The sequence below is a fragment of the Streptomyces sp. WMMB303 genome (assembly GCF_029351045.1).
Taxonomy (GTDB): Bacteria; Actinomycetota; Actinomycetes; order Streptomycetales; family Streptomycetaceae; genus Streptomyces.
In genome coordinates, this window is sequence record NZ_JARKIN010000001.1 from 4,667,247 (window position 1) to 4,686,042 (window position 18,796).

Here is an 18,796-nt window from a genome sequence, read left to right on the forward strand (position 1 = left end):
GGTCGACGGCCGACGGCGGGGCTCTGCTGGACCAGGTCAGCGGGCGGCGGGGCCGCCGTGCACGCGCGCACCCCTGCGGCGCCACAGTCGGAGGACCGCGGCGCCCCCGGCCACGCATGGCAGCAGTGTCAGCAGGCCGTAGCCGACAGGCACGATCACCTCGTAGTGCTCACCGCCCATACCGAGGTTGGCCATCGCCACCGTCACACCGGCCCCCCATGCCGAGGTCGCCCCGGCCCGGGCCCAGCGCCGGTCTGCCGCGACCGCACGGATCACGACGAGCCACAGCAGCACACCCAGCCCGCCGGTGAGGGCGAGATAGAGGGTGATCGCGGTACGGTCCCGGCCCACCGCCCCCGGACCCCATTGCGGGTACGCCGCGCGGACGTGCCCGGCGATGGTGTCGACGGTGGCCACGTCCACCAGCGGAGCGAGTGCGGACACGGCGGTCAGCGCGAGTCCGATGTACATCGCGCCGAGGGGGGCGCCCGGTGGGCGCGCGTCGTACGCGGGCCGCGGTGGAGCGTCAGCGGCGGTCATGGTGTCCCTCCCTGCGATCAAACCTACGTTGTAGATTTCTCTTGCACGGTATGTTCTACGCCGTAGGTTTGACAAGCGGCGACGGGAGCATGGCGTGGCACGACGCGCACGAGGCACCTCGGCAGGGCTGGATCGCGCGAGTATCGCGGCTGCCGCAGTCGGCCTGGTCGACCGCGACGGACTGGAACATTTCGGGGTACGGCGGCTGGCCGACCAGCTCGGGGTGGACCCGATGTCGATCTACCACCACGTCAAGGGCAAGGCAGCGCTGCTGGACGCGGTTTGCGAGGCGGTCCTGGCCGAGGTCCGGATCACCGAGGGCGGACCGGAGGACTGGCAGACCATCGCCCGCCGCACCGCCCACGCGTATCGGGACATGGCCCAGCGCCACCCCCGGGTCTTCCCCCTGCTCGTCGGCCGCGCTCAGACCTCCGCCCCGGCGCTTGCCGCGCTGGAGCGGCTGGTTGCGGCGATGCGGGACGCGGGTATGCCCGAACAGGCGGTCGCGGACACGCCATCGGTGCTCTTCGGATTTCTCAACGGCCACCTGTTCGCGCGCACCGCGGCGAAAGTCCACGGGGCCGCGGCGGTGCCGGACTTCGACGCCGACACGTATCCGGCGCTGGCCGAACTCGCACCGCGGCTGGCCGGATTCGGCTCGGAGACGGAGTTCGATCGCATGCTGGACACCGTCCTCGCGGGCGTCGCGTCAGGATGCTGACCGCCACCCCGGTCTTCCTGCACGACGGCACACACACCGCGTGGGCCCGACAACCGCCGGGCACCGGCCGGCCCGGAGCCCCGCGTCAGCTCTCCCACACCGTGACCGCGGTGCGGTCCCCGGAGTGCCCCTCCAGCGCGCACAGGAGGCCGTCCAGGTAGGCCGCGGCCCCCGGAGGACCGCCGTCCGCGCCGGTCCAGCGAGTGGCGAGCCGCTCCCCGAAGGCGGGCTCGGCCCGCAGCGGTTCCGCCACGCCGGGACCGCACAGCAGCAGCACGTCTCCCGGCTCCGCGGCGCGGGAGCGGAAGTGGAACGGTTCCCCGGCCGCCTCTGCGGTCCGCTCGGCCGGAGCGAAGCCGTCCCGGGCCGCTGCCGCGCCCGCGGTCGGATCGCGGCCTGCCGGCGGGTCCGGAGGCGGTGGCGCGTGGATGCCGACGGGCTCGATGTCCTGCCAGCCGTCGCCGCTGCGCCGAAAGGCTCCGCCCGCACCGGCACCGAAGAGCACCCGGGTGCGGCAGCGCGGGTCGGCGGGCAGCAGCAGGCAGCGCAGATCGACGGTGTGCCGCTCGGGTTCCAGTCCGAGGGCAGCGGCCTGGGCGCGCAGTCGGCCGAACGTGCGGTCCGTCAGCCGGTGCAGGCCAGGTTGCAGCGCGCTGGTGCGGTCGTCCCGCAAGTCCCGGGCGAGCCGCACGCGGCTGCGGCCGACCGCCTCCGCCAGCGCGTGGCACGCCTCGCGCGCGGCGCGGTGCCCCTCCGGCCCCGCACGGCCCCCGGCCGCGACGGCCACCAGCAGCAGCCCGTCCTCCTCGGCGCCGAACCGCGCGACCAGCAGTGCGTCCGTCCGCGGCCGCCCCTCCTGCCGCCCGGCGGCGCCGCGCACGGAGACCGCGTACAGCTCCGCTGACCCGGACCGCGCCGACTCCAGCACGGTCTCCGGCACCCACTCCCCCGGTGCCTCCGGTGTGGCGGGCGGCAGCACCCCGGTCGGCAGCGCGGCCACCGGAGCGGCGTACACCGGCGCGGTGGCGGGTCCCGGCGCGGTGGCGGGCGGACCGGTCAGCGTGCGGCTCACCGAGCGGTAGCGCTCGTCCAGGGTGTCCCGGGCGCCTGCGCGGCCGGTGTCCGCAGCGTGCGGATCGTACAACTGGGCCCACCAGTCGCGGTGTTCGCCTGCGTCCTGCGCCCCCTGTCCACTCATCGACTCATTGTCCCGCGCACGGGCCGGCTGGGAAGGGCCTGCGCCGGACACGGTCCCGGGGCCGCACGTCGCACACCGGAGAAGCCCGTCGGTGGCTCTCAAGGCTCCGCAGGCGGCGGTGCTCCGGGCCGGCGGGCATGGCCGGTGCCTGCGCCCGCACCAGCCGGAATACGGGCCCGAGGGTGCCGGTTGCAGCAGACCATGCACCGTCCACAGGAGCCGTCCAGCGGCATACACCCCCTGCTCGCCGGGCGCTTCAGCCCCTATCGGTTCGACCCGGCGGCGGCTGTCGACGACCACGCCCTGGGGCTGCTGCTGGAAGCCGCGCGGTGGGCGCCGTCGGCGGGGAACTCCCAGCCGTGGGGCTTCTTCACCGGCAGGCCGGGTGAGCCGGAGCACGACCGGATACTCCCTCACCTCGCGCCGAGCTCGGCCCGCTGGGCGACGGACGCGGGCCTGCTCGTCGTCACGCTGACGCGCCGGTACGTCGACGACACGCAACTGCTCTACTCCGAGTTCGCCGACTACGACCTCGGCCAGGCCATCGCCCACATGACGGTGCAGGCCCAGGCCATGGGGCTGGCCGCGCACCAATTCCGGGCCTTCGACCTGGAAGGCCTCACCAAGGAACTGGACCCGAGCCCGGGCTGGGTGATCGTCTCCATGGCCGCGGTGGGCAAGGCGGCCGACGGACCTCGTGAGGGCCGTGTCCGGCGCAGCGTCGCACAGCTGCGCTCCGCTCCCTGGTCACCAGCGGGGTAGCACGCACAGGGGTGAGCAGTGCGGGTGTCTCGCCCGAAGAAAATCTGCACTCGCGAGAGTAGACATTGGAGAGTCTGAGGAGTAGCGTTCCTCTCGTACTCGCAGAGATCAGTTCGGCGGGGCAGATGACGGAACTGCCCCGCGCGCAGGTCGAGGAAGCTGTGGAACGGCAGTCGAGTGGTGTGGCCGGACATTGGGGGCTCCACCGCTGACTGCCGGGCCAGGGCGACCCTCGGGGTCGCCGGTGGTTCTGCAAGATCAAGCAGTACATGACAGAGCAGAGAGAAGGAGGAGAGAGCGCCATCAGGATCGCCCGGGCAGGGCAGACCGCCCGGGTACCGCAGACCCCGGATTGGAAGGTGGTCCCCGGTCACGCAACCGCGATCCCTGCGCCGCCGTCCTGTCAGACCGCGGCGCGGAATACAGAAGCCGGCACAGGCAGCCGGTAGATGGTGTTGATCCCCTCGGGGCCCTGGTGCCGCATGGCACCAGGGCCCCTCGACGCGTGAACCGAGAGGTGCCAGTGGCCGCAGACAAGCCCACCCCGTCGAGCAACCTCGACGACGACGACTACCCCGCCTACACCATGGGGCGGGCAGCCGAGATGCTCGGCACCACACCCGCCTTCCTGCGAGCCATCGGCGAAGCGAAGCTGATCGTGCCGCTGCGCTCGGAGGGGGGCCACCGCCGCTACTCCCGCTACCAGCTGCGGCTGGCCACCCGGGCCCGCGAACTGGTCGACCAGGGAACCTCCGTGGAGGCGGCCTGCCGCATCATCATCCTCGAGGACCAGCTCGAAGAGGCCCGGCGTATCAACGACGAGCTGCGCAACGGAACGTCCTCGGACTCGAAGACCGACGCCTGACAACCTCTGTCACACCCCACCGGACGAGGCGCCGCGGCGAACGGGGGCAGGCCGGGGTGGCGAGCACACCACCTCTGGCCAGGCCGGCCAATTCCGTCAACTGCCCGGACACAGAAATCTATTTTCGCCGCTACAGAAACATGAGTAATGCGCGAGGAGAAGTTTTGCCCCGGCAGGCCCGGCGCGAGAAGCGGTCGTAACCCGGGAAGTGGCCGTGCTACGGTTGCGTCCAGTTGCAGTTGTGGTTCCCTGAAACTTCAAGTCGCTCTCCCGGACCCCGGAAAGAGGCTTGTATTCATCCGTTGCACGGAGGGTTATCATCGCGGCAACCCTGGTTCCCGCGCAGTGCGGATTCCGGGCACCGCCTTGAAGGAGATATATTTTGGCTACTGGCACCGTCAAGTGGTTCAACGCGGAAAAGGGCTTCGGCTTCATCGAGCAGGAGGGCGGCGGCGCAGACGTGTTCGCCCACTTCTCGAACATCAACGCCACCGGCTTCCGTGAGCTGCTCGAAGGCCAGACAGTGAACTTCGATGTCACGCAGGGCCAGAAGGGCCTCCAGGCGGAGAACATCGTTCCCGCCTGACGCTGACATGCATGACGAGCTGGGGCACGCACGTGCGTGCGGCCCCGGCTCGTTGCGTTTTCCCCGCTCGCCCCTCTCCGACAGTGGCGAGTGTGAGCGGCAGCGGACCGTCAGTCCGTCTGCCGCGTCGCCGAACTGTGGAGCGGCACATGGTCCTCTCCACTGCTCACCCGCACCGTTATTTTCCGACCGCCCCCGCGGGGCAACGTACCGGTGCATTTCCTGACGACTCCGTAGCTATTCTTGCCACGGGTTGGTCGTCCTTTTCTTCGGCCCGGTCCTGTGAATTCATGTGCGGCGCATGCTGCGGTGATTCCCTCGATTCGTGCCGCATCGAGGAAGGTTCTGCATGAACCGTACTGCTCGCACCACTGCCGGCTCCTCCCGCGGTTACGGCCGCGAAAGCCGCCGCTCCCAGGCCACGCACCGGGCCGGGCCCCCGCGTCCGACCAAGCGCCCGGCACGGGGACGGCCCTCGGGCCCTCCGAAGGAGTTCGCGCCGCCGGTCACCCACACCCCGCCGCTGCCGGCCGTCGAGACGTTCGCCGGCCTCGACATGCCCGACCGCCTCAAAACCACGCTGCGCGCCCAGGGAATGAGCGCCCCGTTCCCCATCCAGGCAGCGACGCTGCCCAACGCGCTGGCCGGCCGGGACGTCCTGGGCCGCGGCCGCACCGGCTCGGGCAAGACCCTCGCCTTCGGTCTCGCCCTGCTGGCCCGAACCCATGGGCAGCGCGCCGAACCCCGGCACCCGCTGGGGCTGGTCCTCGTTCCCACCCGGGAGCTGGCCCAGCAGGTGACCGCTGCACTCACCCCCTACGCACGCCCGCTGCGACTGCGGCTCACCACCGTCGTCGGCGGCATGTCGATCAGCCGTCAGGCACGCGACCTGAAGGCCGGCAGCGAAGTCGTGATCGCCACCCCCGGCCGGCTCAAGGATCTCGTCGAGCGCGGCGACTGCGCACTGGACCAGGTGGCCATCACGGTGCTGGACGAAGCCGACCAGATGGCCGACATGGGCTTCATGCCCCAGGTCACCCACCTGCTCGACCAGGTACGTCCCGGCGGGCAGCGGCTGCTGTTCTCCGCCACCTTGGACCGCAACGTCGACCTGTTGGTGCGCCGCTACCTGAGCGACCCGGTGGTCCACTCCGTCGACCCCTCCGCGGGCGCGGTGACCGCCATGGAGCACCACCTGCTGCATGTACAGGGGGTCGACAAGCAAGCGGCGGTCACCGAGATCGCGGCCCGCGACGGGCGGGTGATCATGTTCCTGGACACCAAGCACGCGGTGGACCGGCTGACCCGGGATCTACTGGCGGTCGGGGTGCGCGCCTCCGCGTTGCACGGCGGGAAGTCGCAGGCTCAGCGCACCCGGACCCTCGCCGGGTTCAAGTCCGGTCACGCGAACGTCCTGGTGGCCACCAACGTCGCGGCGCGCGGCATCCACGTCGACGATCTCGACCTCGTGGTCAACGTCGACCCGCCGAGCGACCACAAGGACTACCTGCACCGCGGCGGTCGCACCGCCCGCGCCGGCGAGTCGGGCACCGTCGTCACCCTGGTCCTTCCCGGACAGCGGCGCGGCATGAACCGTCTGATGTCGGACGCCTCCATTACGCCGGAGCAGACCCGAGTCCGCTCCGGCGACGCCGATTTGGGGCGCATCACCGGTGCGCGGACGCCTTCGGGCATCCCGCTCACCGTCGCGGACACCGAACCGCCCAAGCCTGCACCCACGCAGCGGACACGGCGTGGGAGGTCCGCCGCCCGCCGGGGGCGCCGCTCCTTCAGGACGGCCGCATGATCCAGGCCCCCGTCGTGCGGCAGGCCAGTCGGTCATGACGGCGGTCGAGGGAGAAAGGTCCTGCGAGGCTAGGACACCGGCCGCGGTCGCAGGTCCCAGGGCGGAGGCCGGGTACGACCGGCATCCGATGCGCGTCCGAGCACGGCGTGTGACGCTGCTCGTATGACGGAGACGAGACCCGCCGACCCTCCCGGCACCCCGGGCGACCCCCGTGACCAGGCATTCGACGCCGCCGAGTGGGAGTATCTGGCCTCCCAGCGGCTGGGGCGGCTGGCGACTGTGGACTCCCACGGCCAGCCGCAGAACAACCCCGTCGGCTTCTTCCCGCAGCAGGACGGCACCATCCTGGTGGGCGGCTATGCGCTGGGGACGACGAAGAAGTGGCGCAACCTGCGGGCGCAGCCGCGGCTCGCCCTGGTGGTGGACGACATCGTCAGCTTCTCGCCGTGGCGGGTGCGCGGCGTGGAAGTGCGGGGCGTGGCCGAGCTGCGTGAGGGGCCGCACGGCCTCGGTCCGCACTTCAGCGACGAGCTGATCGTCATCCACCCGCGCCGGGTGCTCAGTTGGGGCCTGGAGGAGGCGTGAGGCCGGTCGCGGCCCACAGGTGGTGCAGCGCGTAGGAGCGCCAGGGGCGCCACCGTTCGGCCTGCCCGGCCTCCGCCCCGATCAGAGCCAGCCCGTGCCGCACTCCCGCGTCGCCGGGGAGGAAGACGTCCGGGTCGCCCAGGGCGCGCATCCGGATGTAGCCCGCCGTCCACGGCCCGATTCCGGGGAGCGCCAGCAGGGCGCGTGCGGTCTCCTCCCGGTCGGCGCCGGGGTCGAGTGCGACGGTGCCGTCCGCGAGTGCCGCCGCGACGCTCCGGATGGTGCGGCGGCGGGTCTGCGGCATGCCCAGCTCGCCCAGCGGCGCCTCGGCGAGCGTTCCGACGTCCGGGAACAGGTGGGTGAGGGTGCCGTCGGGGGCCGCCAGCGGTTTCCCGTAGGCGGCGACCAGCGTGCCGCCCAGCGTCCGTGCGGCACCCACGGTGACCTGCTGGCCGAGCACGGCGCGGACCGCCAGCTCGTGCGCGTCGGCGGCGCCGGGTGAGCGCAGTCCGGGCGTCCGGGAGACGAGCCTGCCCAGGTTCGGCTCACCGCCGAGCCGCTCGACGACCGCATAGGGGTCGGCGTCCAGGTCGAAGAGGCGCCGCACGCGCTGCACGGCGGTCGTCAGGTCCCGCAGGTCCCCCAGGTGCAGCCGGCAGTCGAGCCAGCCCTTGCCGCTGCGTGCCGCGCACTCGTCGACCTCGGCGATCCCGATGCCGTAGGGCAGGTTCAGGGTCCGCCGGTAGGTGCGGCCGCCCGGGGCACCCCGCACCTCCTCGACGCCCGGCACGGCGCGGCGTGCCAGGAATCCGAAGACCTGCCCGGTGTCGTAGCCGCCGCGGTAGGCGAGCCGCAGCGGCACCCCGGCGACGGCGGCGCCGCCGTGCGCCGCCGCCTCGCGCACCTCGGGGCGGCCCGCGGGGCCGTGTCCGCCGCGTGCGGAGGCCGCGCGCAGTGCGCTCGGGGTGCGGGCGTAGATCTCGCGGACGGTGTCGTTGAACTGCCGCACGCTGGCGAATCCGGCGGCGAACGCGACCTGGGTGACGGGCAGCGGCGTCGTCTGGAGCAGCACCCGGGCGGTGTGCGCCCGCTGGGCCCGGGCGAGGGCCACGGGGCCCGCGCCGAGTTCGGCGGTGAGCTGCCGCTGCACCTGGCGGGAGCTGTAGCCCAGCCGCCGGGAGAGGCCCGCCACGCCCTCGCGGTCCACCACCCCGTCGGAGATCATCCGCATCGCGCGGCCCACCAGGTCGGCGCGTACGTTCCACTCGGCGGATCCGGGCACCGCGTCCGGGCGGCATCTGCGGCAGGCGCGGAAGCCTGCGGCCTGGGCTGCCGCCGCGGTGGGATAGAAGCGGACGTTCTCCCGCTTGGGGGTCACCGCGGGGCAGCTCGGGCGGCAGTAGATCCCGGTGGTGCGCACCCCGAGGAAGAACACCCCGTCGAAGCGCGCGTCTCTGCTGCGTACCGCCTCGTACCTGCTGTCTTCTGTGGTCACGTGTCCAGTGTGAAAGAGCGCCGGGCCGGGAGCTAGCGGAAATCGGACGCGACCGTCGACGCCTCACCGGGCGGCTCCGGCCCGGACGGGAGGCGCTGCAGCAGGCCCCAGGTGAACTCCGCGACGACCTCGTGCGGGGCGCCGGTCCGGTCCGGCGCCGTGAACGCGAGCCGCTGGCGGTTGGGGGCCGAGCCCTCGCGCGGCTGCACGCGCGCGAAGGCGCGGGCGGCCTCGTCGACGGTGCAGGACCAGGGGACCAGGTCTTCGACGGTGCGCAGCAGCGGCCCCGGGACGCCGGGGGCACGCACCAGCCACGCGTTCCACGCGGGCCCGCCGCCGGGCGCGGTGAGCACCTCGAAGCGCAGGTCCCTCCAGAGCGGCAGGGTCCAGTGGTGCGCCCGGCACCCGAGGTCGCCGAGCCGGCGCTGCTCGGTGCTCTCGGGCGGGCCGAGGACCGAGCGGTAGGGCGCGGAGGGGCCGCGGGGTGCGTGGCGCATCGCCTGCCAGCGCTTGTTGGCCTCGCGCATGGCCGCCCGGTCGACGCCGAGTTCCCGCAGCGCCGCGTCCACTCTGCCGGGCTGGAAGTCCGCCATTCTGCGCAGCAGTACGAGCTGGAACTCCAGCGCGCCGAACGCCGCCGGGCGGCCGGTGGAGGGGCCGGTCATCCGGGTGGCCGGGGTGGCGGAAGCAGCATGGTGGGGACGGTACCAACCCGTCCCCACCATGCTCCCCGGTGCGCTACGCCTTGCGGCGCGGGCCGCGCTTGCGCTCGCCCAGGTGGCGGCCGAGCTCCTGGCGCTGTTTGAACAGCTTGCGCTGCTGGGCGCGCAGCCGCGCGTCCGTGCGGGCGGCCAGCCGGGTGTTCTCCCGCAGCAGCTTGCGGTAGCTGTGCAGGCGCCGTTCGGGCAGCGCGCCGTCCTCCACCGCGGCGAGCACCGCGCATCCGGGCTCCGCCTGGTGGGCGCAGTCCTGGAAGCGGCAGTCGGCGGCGAGCTCCTCGATCTCGGAGAACGCCTGGCCGAGCCCCTCCTCGGCGTCCCACAGGCCGACGCCCCGCAGTCCGGGGGTGTCGATGAGGACGCCTCCGCCGCGCTCCGCGGCCAGCGGCAGCAGATTGCGGGTGGTGGTGGTGTGCCGACCCTTGCCGTCCTGGTCCCGGATGGTCTGCACACGCTGCGTCCGGTGCCCCAGCAGCGCGTTGGCCAGCGAGGACTTGCCCGCCCCCGACTGGCCGAGCAGCGCTGTGGTGCCGCCCGCGAGGGTGGCCGCGAGGGGGTCGAGCCCCTCGCCGGTCTGCGCGCTGACGGGGAGTACCCGGACGCCGGGGGCGGAGGTCTCCGCGTCGGCGACCAGGTGCGCGACGGTGGCCTCGTCGGGTACGAGGTCCGCCTTGGTGAGGGCGAGCAGCGGCTGCGCGCCGCTGCTCCAGGCCAGCGAGACGAACCGCTCGATCCGGCCCAGATCCAGTTCCGCGTCGAGGGACACGGCGATCAGCGCGTGGTCCACGTTGGCGGCCAGGACCTGGCCTTCGGAGCGCTTGGAGGAGGTGGAGCGGACGAAGGCGGTCCGCCGGGGCAGCAGGGTGCGGACGTACGGCGGGGTGCCCGTGGCGTCGACGACCGCCCAGTCGCCGGTGCACACGACCCGCATCGGGTCGCGCGGGACGACGTACTCGGTGTCGGCGCGGAGGGTGCCCGCCGGGGTGATCAGATCGCACTGACCGCGGTCGACCCGCACCACTCGGCCCGGCAGCGGGTCGGGCCCGGCGGTGGCCGGGTCCGCGGTCGCCCGCAGGAACTCGGTCTGCCATCCGGCGTCCCAGCCGTATGCGGTCAGCGCAGGGTGCTCAGGGTGTACGGGGGTGTTGGACGTGCTGGGTGACGTGCTCTGCGACGTGCTCGGTGACAAGGGAGGACCCTTCACATGGGTGGCCCCGGCCCGGCGCAGGAAGGGTCGGCCGGTTCAGCCGGTGGCCACGGAGGTGGGTGTGACGGACTGGATGCGGGCAGCGCCCGGCTCGATGGCGGCCATCGGTCGCACCTCCGTTCTCGTCGCAGGGCACGGCGGTCGTGGTGCCGCCGTGCGGAATGTGAGGACAGTAGCGGGCTCCGGCGTCCGGCCGCCACTGATTTCCGGCTTCCCTCTCGGGTGCCGCTGCCCGCCCGGCCGCCCGCGTCCTGCGTGGCGGTACCCGGCCGGCTCGGCGGTCAGTTGCCGGAGCCGCCGCTCCCGGGGTCGCGCCGGGCGGACTCGGCGGGTTCCTTGAGGTCCTCGCGGTCGTGCCCGCGGGGGCGCAGCAGCCGGCCGCGGACGTCCGACGGGGGCAGGAACTTGGTCCAGCGCTCCGGGAACTCGGCGGGCGCGTCCAGGTCGAAGGGGTCGTCGCCCTCGTCGCCCTCGTCGCCCTCGTCGCCCTCGTCTCCGGTGCGGCGGCGCCGGGCCTGGACGGCGGCGACGACCTCGGCCGCCGCCTCCTCGCGGCGCCGCTCGTTGGCGCGCCGCGCCGCTGCGGTGGCCACCGAGGGCCACACGTGGTCGATCGCCGCGTTGACCGCGGCCCCCACCAGCACCGCGAACGCCGAGACGCCGATCCACAGCAGCACGGCGACGGGTGCGGCCAGGGAGCCGTAGATCGTGGGCCCCTCGACGGTGTTGGTCAGATACAGCCGCAGCAGGAAGCTGCCGAGCACCCACATCACGAGCGCCACCGAAGCGCCGGGGATGTCCTCGCGCCAAGGGGAGCGCACGGGTACGGAGACGTGGTAGAGCGTGGTGAGGAAGACGATGGACAGCAGCAGGACGACCGGCCAGTAGAAGGCGCTGACCAGCCACTGGGCCTGCGGCACCAGGCGCAGCATCGCGTCCGGCCCGGCCACCATGAGGGGCAGCGCCACCGCGCCGATCACCAGCGCGACGAGGTACAGCACGAAGGCCAGCAGCCGGGTCTTGACGATGCCGCGCCGTCCGTCCAGTCCGTACATCACGGTGATGGTGTCGATGAAGACGTTCACCGCGCGGGATCCGGACCACAGGGCGAGTGCGAAGCCGAGGGAGATGACGTCGGGTCCGCCGCCCCGGATGACGTCGTCGATCAGGGGGCGTGCGAGCTGGTCGACGCCCCGGTCGGAGAGCACGGTTGCGGAGGCGTCCAGGAAGTTCCGCCGGATGGTCTCGATCGTGTCGGCGCCCACCCAGTCGAGGTAGCCGAGCGAGCCGATCAGGCCGAGGAGCAGCGGGGGGATCGAGATCAGGGTGAAGAACGCCGCCTCGGCGGCCAGCCCCAGGACGCGGTACTCCATGCAGGAGTTGACGGTGTCCTTGAGCAGCAGCCAGGCCATCCTCCTCTTGGGGACGTCCCGGTACTTCACCCGCGCCCTGCGGAACTGGTTGCGGGACCGGCGGGGAGCCCACTTCAGGGCCCGTCCACCGGTCTGCTCAGGGGTTTCCTCGACTGCACGCACCTCTTTAACGTATCTGTATGCCACCCTCGACACACACCGTGACCAACCAGGCCCCGCCGCTGACCGACTACGACGTCTTCTCGACCGACGCCGCGCTGGCCGAGGGCGTCGCCCGGCACATCGCCCCCGAGCAGGCCGAGGAGGCCCGTGCCGAGCTGGCCGGACTGGGCCGTGCGGCGGGCTCCGCGCAGGCACAGGAGTGGGGCCGGCAGGCGAACGAGAACCCGCCGGTGCTGCGTACCCACGACCGGTTCGGGCACCGGATCGACGAGGTGGAGTTCCACCCTGCGTGGCACCACCTGATGGAGCGGGCGGTGGACGCCGGGTTGACGGACGCCTGGTCGCGGCCCGACGGGCAGCTGCGCCGCACGGCGGGTTTCTACGTGTGGTCGCAGGTGGAGGCCGGGCACAGCTGCCCCGTCTCGATGACGCACGCGGCGGTACCCGCGCTGCGCAAGGAGCCGGAGCTGGCCGCCGAGTGGGAGCCGCGGCTGAGCGCGCACCGCTACGACTACGGTCTGGACCGGCCGGCGAGCGCCAAGCTCGGGGCGATCGCCGGCATGGGCATGACCGAGAAGCAGGGCGGCAGCGACGTGCGGGCCAACACCACCGAGGCCGTACCGCTCTCCGGCGAGGGCGAGTACACGCTGCTGGGGCACAAATGGTTCTGCTCGGCACCGATGTCGGACGTCTTCCTGGTGCTGGCGCGGACAGCACCTGCGGCCGGGGACGGCGGTCTGACGTGCTTCCTGGTGCCGAGGGTGCTGCCGGACGGCACCCGCAACGCGTTCCGCATCCAGCGGCTGAAGGACAAGCTGGGCAACCGCTCCAACGCCTCCAGCGAGATCGAGTTCGACGGCACGACCTGGGCGCGCCGGGTGGGTGAGGAGGGCCGCGGGGTGGCCACCATCATCGAGATGGTGGCCGCGACCCGGCTGGACTGCGTGACGGGCTCGGCCGCGCTGATGCGGCAGGCGGTGGCGCAGGCCACGCACCACACGGCGCACCGTTCGGCGTTCGGCAGGCCGCTGGTCGAGCAGCCGCTGATGCGCAACGTGCTGGCGGACATGGCGCTGGAGTCGGAGGCGGCCACCACGCTGGCGCTGCGGCTGGCGGCGGCCTACGACAGCGCGGCGGGTGAGGGCCCGCAGGCGGCGGCCGACCGCGCGTTCCTGCGGCTGGCGCTGCCGACGGCGAAGTACTGGGTGACCAAGCGGTGCGTACCGCTGACCGGCGAGGCGCTGGAGTGCCTGGGCGGGAACGGCTATGTGGAGGAGTCGCCGATGCCGCGGCTGCTGCGCGAGGCGCCGCTCAACTCGCTGTGGGAGGGCTCGGGGAACGTGCAGGCGCTGGACGTGCTGCGGGCGCTGCAGCGCTCGCCGCAGTCGCTGGACGCGTTCCTGACCGAGATCGGGCGGGCGCACGGCGCGGACCACCGGCTGGACGCCGCCGTCAAGGACGTGTTCGCGCAGTTGGCGGACTTGGAGGGGATCGAGGCGCGGGCCCGGCGGCTGGTGGAGCGGATGGCGCTGGTGCTGCAGGGCTCGCTGCTGGTGCGGTTCGCACCGACGGCGGTCTCGGACGCGTTCTGCGCCTCGCGGCTGGGCGGCGACTGGGGCGCCGCCTTCGGCACGCTGCCCTCGGGTGCCGATCTGGCGGCGCTGGTGGAGCGGGCCCTGCCGCAGCAGTAGCCGCTCAGTTCCGGGGTGCGGTGCCCGCCGGGGGTGCCGCACCCAGCATCCGGTCCAGGGCCCGGCGGGTGCGGGCCGGCGCCGTGGCGTCGGCGAAGAGTTGCAGTTCCTGGTTGAGTCCCATGTAGAGCCCGTGCAGTTCGAAGGCGAGCTGTTCGGGATCCTCGCCGCGGCCGAGTTCTCCCACCTCGACGGCGATCCGCAGGTCGTTCACCAGGAGGCGCCGTCCGCGCAGCATGAACCGGGCCACGGTGTCGTGGACGGGGCCGCCGCGGGTGTCGAACTCGACGGAGGCGGCGGTGAACAGGCAGCCGCCGGGGAAGGCCGTGCGTTCCTGTTCCAGGTAGCGGATCCACGCCTCGCAGAAGGCGCGCAGCCGGACCAGGCCCGGTTGCAGGTCGGCGACCGGTTCCCAGACCAGCCGGGTGAAGAGTCCGGAGGCGCCGTGCAGGGCGGCGAGTTGCAGCGCCTGCTTGGTGCCGAAATGTCCCAGCACACCCGCCTTGCTCATGCCGAGGTCGGTGGCGAGTCGCCCGATCGTCAGCCCCTCCAGCCCCTCCACGGAGCCGATGGCGACGCTGCGCTCGATGATCCGCTCCCGCGTGCGGCGGGCCTCGGCGGCGGACTTGCGTGGGCTCATGCCTCCATCGTATCCGGCCTCCCCAAATTAACTTCCGATCGATCGGTTGCTATATTTCCGGTGCCGGACGCCCCTCGGGGGTGTCCGGTCGCCGGGCGCTCCCCGCACACGACGAGGTGCCGCCCGGCACTCATCCACCACAGCGAGGAGAGCAGCACCGTGCCGGGAACCCGCATCGCCGCCCTGGGCCACCACCAGCCCGACCGCGTCCTGACCAACGACGACCTGGCAGACCTGGTCGACACCGACGACGCCTGGATCCGGCGGCGCACCGGAATCGCCACCCGGCGCATCGCGGCCGCGGGCGAGACGGTCGCCGACCTGGCCGCCCCGGCCGCGGGCAAGGCGCTGGCCGGCGCGGGGCTCGCTCCCGAGGACATCGATCTGGTCGTCCTGGCCACCTGCTCGGCGCGGGACCGCTGCCCCAGCAACGCGGCCCAGGTCGCCCGCGTGCTGGGGATCCCTTCCGCGGTCGCCTACGACCTCAACAACGGCTGCGCGGGCTTCTGCACCGCACTCGCCTCCGCGAGCCACTCGGTGCGCGCGGGCGCCGCCCGGCACGCGCTGGTGATCGGCGCGGAGAAGATGTCCGACGTCACCGACTGGACGGACCGCAGCACCTGCGTACTGCTCGGCGACGGCGCGGGCGCGGCGGTCGTCAGCGCCGTCCCGGACGGAGCGGCGGCGACCCACGGGCCGGAGGGGATCGGGCCCGTCGAGTGGGGCTCGGACCCGACGCGGGGCGAGCTGGTGCGGCTGCTGGACGACTGGCAGCCGCACTTCGCCCAGGAGGGGCAGGCGGTCTTCCGCTGGGTCACCACCGAACTCCCTTCCGTGGCCCACCGCGCCTGCGAACGGGCCGGGCTGGCACCCGGCGACCTGGCCGGGGTGGTCACCCACCAGGCCAACCTGCGGCTGATCGAGGCCCTGCTGGAGCGGCTGGGCCTGCCCGAGGACGCGGTGGTCGCCCGGGATGTGGTCGAGTCCGGGAACACCTCCGCCGCCTCCGTGCCGCTGGCGCTGGCCAAGCTGGTGGAGCGGCGGGAGATCGCACCGGGCGCGCCCGTGCTGCTGCTCGGCTTCGGCGGCGGCCTCTCCTGGGCGGGCCAGGTGGTGCGCTGCCCGTGACGGCGTCTCCGGCGGCGACTGGCAGGATCGGCCCCATGGATACCGGAGCTGTCGGGGAGACCGTCGCCGAACTCGTGGTCGCGGCGGCGGCCGTCGTCGAGCAGGGGCGGCTGCTCGTGGTGAGCAAGCGCGCCGCGCCCGACCTGTTCTACCTGCCCGGCGGCAAGCCGGAGCCCGGCGAGAACCTGCGTACCGCACTGGATCGCGAACTGCGTGAGGAGTTGGGCGTTCCGCCGTCGTCCGCCACCCCGCTCACCGAGGTACGGGCGACGGCGGCGCTGGAGGGCGTGCCGATGCGGCTGGTGGTCTTCCGGGCCGACCTGGCCGGACGGCCCGCACCGGCCGCCGAGATCGCCGCGCTCCGCTGGACCGGCGCCGCCGTCTCCCCGCAGCTCAACCTGGCCCCGGCCGTCCGGAACCACGTCCTGCCACTGGTGGTGTGAGTCAGTCCGCCAGGTCCGCCGCCCACGGCGGATTCGCGCCGCGCACCGAGACGACCGCGGCGGCCACCCGAACGCCGAACTCCAGGGCCTCGGTGACCTGCTGCCGGGTGAGGCCGTCCAGCCGGCCGCCGAGCGCCCCGGCAGTCCGCAGGGCGTGCAGGAAGCCCGCCATGAACGAGTCGCCCGCACCGACCGTGTCCACGACCGGAGTGGGCGCGGTCGGGACGCGGACCCGGGCTCCGTCCAGCGAGGCCAGCACTCCCTCCGCGCCGAGGGTGACCACGACCAGCGGCACGCCGTCCGCGTGGAAGGCGTCGGCGCCCTCCTCCGGGGTGGCGCCGGGGCGCAGGTGGGCCAGGTCGTCGTCGGACAGCCGCAGGATGTCGGCCGCCGCGCACCAGCGGGGCAGCGCCGCCCGGTAGTCGGCGGGCTCGACGAGCAGCGGCCGGACGTTGGGGTCGACCGAGACGGTCGCCCGCTCGCGTATCCCCGCCAGCAGGCGTTCGACGGCCGCCGCGCCGGGCTGCCGGACCAGCGCGAGCGAGCCGGTGTGCAGGCAGCCGACGGGATCGGCGGTGGCGGCGGCGAGTTCGGCGTCGGTCCACTGCCAGTCGGCGGTCCGCTGTGCGTGGAAGGAGTAGTCGGCGCTGCCGTCGTCGGCCAGGTCCGCCACGGCCAGGGTGCTGGGTTCGGGCGCCGCGCGTACCGCGTGGCCCAGGTCGACGCCGGACTCCGCGAGCCGGGAGGCGAACAGCCGCCCGAAGACGTCGTGTGAGAGCCGCCCCAGGAAATGGGTCGGGGTACCCAACCGGGCCAATGCCACCGCCGTGTTGGCGGGCCCGCCACCGGGGAAGACGTCCAGCGCGAGCGGCGCCGGGGCGGCGTCCCCGGAGCTGCGGCGCGGCTCGGCCACGAACGCGTCGGCGACGCACTCGCCCAGCACGGCGATGGGAAGTTCAGCGGTCATCTCGGCCCTTCCGTTCTCACAACTCGGCGCCCTCCGGCCCTGTCGGCACCACGGTACGGTCACGGGGTGCGCCGGGCGCGGCCCGGCAGGGTCCGCAGTTCCGGCACCCCCAGCAGCCGCCCCAGCACGAGGTAGCCGACGGCCAGTGCGAGGACTCCGGATGCCAGGGACAGCGCCGCGGGCAGCGTGCCCCCGCCGAGGGTGCGCCGCACCGCGTCCGCCGCCGCCCAGCCGAGCCCGGCGGCCAGGGCCGACGCGAGGGCCACCTTCCCGTAGGCCCGAGCCAGTCCTCCCGAGGCGTCGAGCCGGCCGGACAGCCTGCGGCGCAGCAGCCGGAGCGTGAGCAGCAGTCCGGCGGCGTAGGCCAGTGCGTACCCGGCGGCCATGCCGGTCACCGCCCAGCGGGGCGGCAGCAGCAGGTGGCAGCCGGTGGCCAGGGCGATGTTGACGGCCGCGATGAACGCCGCCGTCCAGAACGGGGTGCGGGTGTCCTCGAAGGCGTAGAAGCCGCGCAGCAGCAGGTACTGCGCGGAGAAGGGGATCAGGCCGAGTCCGAACGCCTGGAGCATCTGCCCCAGGGGACGGGCCGATTCGGCGTCTGCGGCGCCGTGTGCGAACAGCAGCGCGGCGATCTGCGGGCCGAGCGCGAGGAAGAGGAAGGCGGTGGGGACGATGGCGGCGCCGGTGAGCCGGAGCCCGCGGGTCAGATCGGCCCGCAGGTCCGCGTGCCGCCCCTCGGCCACCGCGCGGCTCATCCGGGGCAGCAGCGCGGTCACCAGCGAGACGGTCACGATGGACTGCGGCAGCATCCAGATGGTCTGCGCGTAGGTGTAGGCGGAGTATCCGGCGCCCGCGTCGGGGAGCGCCTGGTCGGCTGCGTTGGCGTAGTTGGTGACGACGGTGAGCGCGACCTGGTTGGCCAGCACGAACAACAGCGTCCACTTGGCTGCGTGCGCGCTGCGGCCCAGCCCGGTGCCGCGCCAGTCGAAGCGCGGCCGGAAGCGGAACCCGGCGGCGCGCACGAACGGGACCAGCGCGAGGGCCTGCAGGGCGATGCCGCCGGTGGTGCCCAGGCCCAGCAGCCGCACCTGGGTGCCGGTGATGTCGGCGACCCGGTCGGGAACGGTCATCATGCCCAGGTAGGCGCCGAACATGGCGATGAGGACGACGTTGTTCAGGATCGGGGTCCACATCATCGCGCCGAACTTCTCACGCGCGTTGAGGACCTGGCCGAGGATGGCGAACAGCCCGTAGAAGAAGATCTGCGGCAGCAGGAAGCGCGCGAAGACGACGGTCAGCTCGAACGCCTCGTGCTGTGCGGGCGTGTCCCGCATGTAGAGGCCCACGATCTGCGGCGCCGCCCAGACGGCGAGCGCCGTACCGAGCGCGAGCACGGTGACGACGAGGGTCACCAGCCGCTGCTCGTACGCCCTGCCGCCGTCGGCGTGCGTGGCGCGCGCCCGCACGAGCTGCGGCACCAGTACGGCGTTGAGGGCCCCGCCGATCAGCAGGGTGTAGAGGCTGGTGGGCACGGTGTTGGCGGTGTTGTACGTGCTGGCCAGCAGCCCGGTGCCGAGCGCCGCCGCCTGAAGCACCTGCCGGATGAGTCCGGTGGCCCGCGAGACGACGGTGCCCGCCGCCATCAGCAGCGACGAGCGGGCGAGTCCCGTCCGGCCGGGGGCTGTCGGGGACTCGGGCGCTGTCCGCGCAGCGGCCACCGGCCGCGTTCCGTCTGCCATCCGGACAATCTAAGGGCAGTTGATCACCTTCCGTGAATCATCGCTGAGGGGCATCGGCGGTTCCCCGCTCCCGCCTCTCGGACGGGACGGGCCGCGCACTGCGTGCCCGGTGCGGCGGTGCCGGGCGGCCGGCGGCCGAACGGATACCGAGCGGTCGGCGGTCGGGCG

At 73.3% G+C, this 18,796-nt stretch carries 18 protein-coding genes; 9 read left to right on the forward strand and 9 right to left on the reverse strand.

Annotated elements, in window-relative coordinates; all coding sequences use genetic code 11:
* Positions 1 to 36: 36 nt before the first annotated feature.
* Positions 37 to 540, reverse strand: a complete 504-nt coding sequence (locus tag P2424_RS20755) for a hypothetical protein (protein WP_276477260.1) — start codon at positions 538 to 540, stop codon at positions 37 to 39.
* A gap of 94 nt (positions 541 to 634) precedes the next feature.
* Between P2424_RS20755 and P2424_RS20760 the strand changes: the two genes are divergently transcribed.
* Positions 635 to 1,261 carry a TetR/AcrR family transcriptional regulator C-terminal domain-containing protein gene (locus tag P2424_RS20760; RefSeq protein WP_276477261.1) on the forward strand — a complete coding sequence of 209 codons (627 nt, stop codon included), beginning with the start codon at positions 635 to 637 and terminating at the stop codon, positions 1,259 to 1,261.
* Between the two features lie 85 nt (positions 1,262 to 1,346).
* Here P2424_RS20760 and P2424_RS20765 read toward each other — a convergent pair whose 3' ends face one another.
* Positions 1,347 to 2,459, reverse strand: a complete 1,113-nt coding sequence (locus P2424_RS20765; protein ID WP_276477262.1) for a protein phosphatase 2C domain-containing protein — start codon at positions 2,457 to 2,459, stop codon at positions 1,347 to 1,349.
* 201 nt (positions 2,460 to 2,660) lie between these two features.
* On the opposite strand from P2424_RS20765, the gene P2424_RS20770 reads away from it, so the two are divergent.
* The 5 genes from P2424_RS20770 to P2424_RS20790 all read left to right on the forward strand — a co-directional run bounded on the left by P2424_RS20770 (position 2,661) and on the right by P2424_RS20790 (position 7,064).
* Positions 2,661 to 3,221 (forward strand): nitroreductase family protein, encoded by a 561-nt coding sequence (locus tag P2424_RS20770; RefSeq protein WP_276477263.1) that lies wholly within the window; start codon positions 2,661 to 2,663, stop codon positions 3,219 to 3,221.
* A 586-nt stretch (positions 3,222 to 3,807) separates the two neighbouring features.
* Positions 3,808 to 4,086 carry a MerR family transcriptional regulator gene (locus P2424_RS20775; RefSeq protein ID WP_276479051.1) on the forward strand — a complete coding sequence of 93 codons (279 nt, stop codon included), beginning with the start codon at positions 3,808 to 3,810 and terminating at the stop codon, positions 4,084 to 4,086.
* A 382-nt stretch (positions 4,087 to 4,468) separates the two neighbouring features.
* On the forward strand, positions 4,469 to 4,672 hold the full coding sequence (locus P2424_RS20780; protein WP_276477264.1) for a cold-shock protein: 204 nt from the start codon (positions 4,469 to 4,471) through the stop codon (positions 4,670 to 4,672).
* Between the two features lie 349 nt (positions 4,673 to 5,021).
* Positions 5,022 to 6,479 (forward strand): DEAD/DEAH box helicase, encoded by a 1,458-nt coding sequence (locus P2424_RS20785; RefSeq protein WP_276477265.1) that lies wholly within the window; start codon positions 5,022 to 5,024, stop codon positions 6,477 to 6,479.
* A 162-nt stretch (positions 6,480 to 6,641) separates the two neighbouring features.
* Positions 6,642 to 7,064, forward strand: coding sequence for a PPOX class F420-dependent oxidoreductase (locus tag P2424_RS20790; RefSeq protein ID WP_276477266.1), 423 nt, complete (start codon positions 6,642 to 6,644; stop codon positions 7,062 to 7,064).
* Here the strand turns inward: P2424_RS20790 and P2424_RS20795 are convergent.
* From P2424_RS20795 to P2424_RS20810, 4 genes are all read right to left on the reverse strand, one after another.
* The gene (locus P2424_RS20795; protein WP_276477267.1) at positions 7,039 to 8,559 is read right to left on the reverse strand and encodes an AlkA N-terminal domain-containing protein; all 1,521 of its coding nucleotides are present in this window, start codon (positions 8,557 to 8,559) and stop codon (positions 7,039 to 7,041) included. The two genes, P2424_RS20790 and P2424_RS20795, sit on opposite strands and share 26 nt — an antisense overlap.
* A gap of 32 nt (positions 8,560 to 8,591) precedes the next feature.
* Positions 8,592 to 9,224 carry a hypothetical protein gene (locus tag P2424_RS20800; RefSeq protein ID WP_276479052.1) on the reverse strand — a complete coding sequence of 211 codons (633 nt, stop codon included), beginning with the start codon at positions 9,222 to 9,224 and terminating at the stop codon, positions 8,592 to 8,594.
* A gap of 73 nt (positions 9,225 to 9,297) precedes the next feature.
* Positions 9,298 to 10,353: a ribosome small subunit-dependent GTPase A gene (gene rsgA, locus P2424_RS20805; RefSeq protein ID WP_276479053.1), complete on the reverse strand. Its 1,056-nt coding sequence runs from the start codon at positions 10,351 to 10,353 to the stop codon at positions 9,298 to 9,300.
* Positions 10,354 to 10,766: 413 nt separating this feature from the next.
* Positions 10,767 to 12,020 carry a YihY/virulence factor BrkB family protein gene (locus P2424_RS20810; protein WP_276477268.1) on the reverse strand — a complete coding sequence of 418 codons (1,254 nt, stop codon included), beginning with the start codon at positions 12,018 to 12,020 and terminating at the stop codon, positions 10,767 to 10,769.
* A gap of 17 nt (positions 12,021 to 12,037) precedes the next feature.
* Between P2424_RS20810 and P2424_RS20815 the strand changes: the two genes are divergently transcribed.
* On the forward strand, positions 12,038 to 13,711 hold the full coding sequence (locus P2424_RS20815; protein ID WP_276477269.1) for an acyl-CoA dehydrogenase family protein: 1,674 nt from the start codon (positions 12,038 to 12,040) through the stop codon (positions 13,709 to 13,711).
* Between the two features lie 4 nt (positions 13,712 to 13,715).
* On the opposite strand, the gene P2424_RS20820 is transcribed toward P2424_RS20815, so the two are convergent.
* Positions 13,716 to 14,351, reverse strand: coding sequence for a TetR family transcriptional regulator (locus P2424_RS20820; RefSeq protein WP_074999979.1), 636 nt, complete (start codon positions 14,349 to 14,351; stop codon positions 13,716 to 13,718).
* 159 nt (positions 14,352 to 14,510) lie between these two features.
* Here P2424_RS20820 and P2424_RS20825 point away from each other — a divergent pair, with 159 nt between their 5' ends.
* A complete protein-coding gene (locus P2424_RS20825; RefSeq protein WP_276477270.1) occupies positions 14,511 to 15,479 on the forward strand; it encodes a beta-ketoacyl-ACP synthase III in 969 nt (322 codons plus the stop codon).
* Positions 15,480 to 15,514: 35 nt separating this feature from the next.
* Entirely contained in the window at positions 15,515 to 15,922 is a 408-nt protein-coding gene (locus tag P2424_RS20830; RefSeq protein ID WP_276477271.1) for an NUDIX domain-containing protein, read from the forward strand.
* A 1-nt stretch (position 15,923) separates the two neighbouring features.
* On the opposite strand, the gene P2424_RS20835 is transcribed toward P2424_RS20830, so the two are convergent.
* Together P2424_RS20835 and murJ are read right to left on the reverse strand one after the other, a co-directional pair.
* Positions 15,924 to 16,889, reverse strand: coding sequence for a carbohydrate kinase (locus P2424_RS20835; protein WP_276477272.1), 966 nt, complete (start codon positions 16,887 to 16,889; stop codon positions 15,924 to 15,926).
* A gap of 59 nt (positions 16,890 to 16,948) precedes the next feature.
* Positions 16,949 to 18,628, reverse strand: coding sequence for a murein biosynthesis integral membrane protein MurJ (gene murJ / locus P2424_RS20840; RefSeq protein ID WP_276477273.1), 1,680 nt, complete (start codon positions 18,626 to 18,628; stop codon positions 16,949 to 16,951).
* Positions 18,629 to 18,796 lie beyond the last annotated feature (168 nt).